This is a genomic window from Ciceribacter sp. T2.26MG-112.2 (assembly GCF_900492205.1).
Taxonomy (GTDB): domain Bacteria; phylum Pseudomonadota; class Alphaproteobacteria; order Rhizobiales; family Rhizobiaceae; genus Allorhizobium; species Allorhizobium naphthalenivorans_A.
On sequence record NZ_UEYQ01000062.1, the window covers coordinates 1 to 1,384 of the forward strand.

1 protein-coding gene is annotated in these 1,384 nt (G+C 55.2%); it reads left to right on the forward strand.

The genetic code is table 11. The features are described from left to right. Positions 1-448: 448 nt before the first annotated feature. Complete coding sequence (locus tag DYZ14_RS23980; RefSeq protein WP_154722936.1) at positions 449-1,279, forward strand: helix-turn-helix domain-containing protein; 831 nt, start codon at positions 449-451, stop codon at positions 1,277-1,279. Positions 1,280-1,384 lie beyond the last annotated feature (105 nt).

Below are 1,384 nucleotides of genomic sequence, written 5' to 3' on the forward strand. Positions count from 1 at the left end.
CTCTCAAACTCTCCTCCCCACCCGGATGAATTTCCCCAACAATAACGGGGGGTAAATCCTACTCTGGAAACGTTCCAGATTTCAGCGTGAAGAGAGGGAAGACGCGGAAAAGCATGCTAACAAATTGAAACGTAAGCGCTATTTCAGATGTCGGCTGAACCGGCGCAGCAGCGCGGAAATGTGTCAACTTGCATCAATTCGGTATCTCAGGCTACAAATCGTAACGAGCGGAACCGTAACCGATTCCGACTCACACATTCTAACAGCTTTTTGGAGATCACACCCGGCCCAGAAAAGAAAAACCGCTCCCGAATAATCCGGAAGCGGTCTGCAGTTCGGTAATAATAAGCCAAAACCGTTCTCGCAGACCTCCCCTCCGATGTCAATAATCAAAACACCTTCTCGGTGAACGGCGGAGCTTTGTCTGGCCTCTGACAGGAGAGGGACGATGGGGGAACCCACACAACACAAGCGGCCGACAGGTCGCAGAATGACGAAGGAGCGAGCCGAATTCCGGCGACTGGCGCAGTCAACGGAAATCGGAACGGTGACGCGCGGCCAGCTGGCGGTACTTGCAAGAAACCTGATGGCAATCGGGATGGTTACGACCGCAGAATATGCGTTGCTGGAAGCCATCATAACGACCGCCAAGGCAGACGCCTTCGACAAAGGAGGGCGGCCGATCGTCTACAAGTCGAACCGACAGCTCGGCTATGACATCAACAAGTCGCCAGGGCGCGTAAGCCGAATTCTCTCCCGATTGTACGACCTCGGCCTTGTCACCATGCAGGACAGTGCGAATTTCAAGCGCTACCCGATCCGTGACGGCGAAGGTGATATTGCCGACGCCTGCGGCATTGATCTGCGTGTCCTGATCGCTCGGCACCATGAACTTGATCAGCTGGTGCGCCAGAAGCGGGAAGAGATTCGAGTGCGCGACAGCGCGGCGCGTCGCTTCCGGGACGCTCTACGTGCCGCGAGATATGCTCTGGCGTCCTCAACCGAGCGAGGGGAAGCCATTCTCGGGCGGATCGGGTCCCGTGTTGAGAAGATTGCTGCCTTCATCGGATCAGCCAGGTACGCACCGGCCCAAGTCCTCCGGAAGGCAACAATGCTTTTGGAGTGGCTTGCCGACCGATTGCGCAACGTGAATCGGATCCCGCAAGCGTCTGACATAGATGCCAATATGACATGCACGGATGTCGAAAACGACATGCACATACAGATTACAACCCCAAGACCTTTTGAAGCTCGTAATTGTAGCGGCTTGCCAACATAAGCGCCTCTGCTCGCAAACATCGGCATTTTCTGCTCGAATTATCTGACAATGGAGCGGGCGTCGTGCTCACGCTCTTTGCCAATGTGCTCGCAAACATCCGGGTCT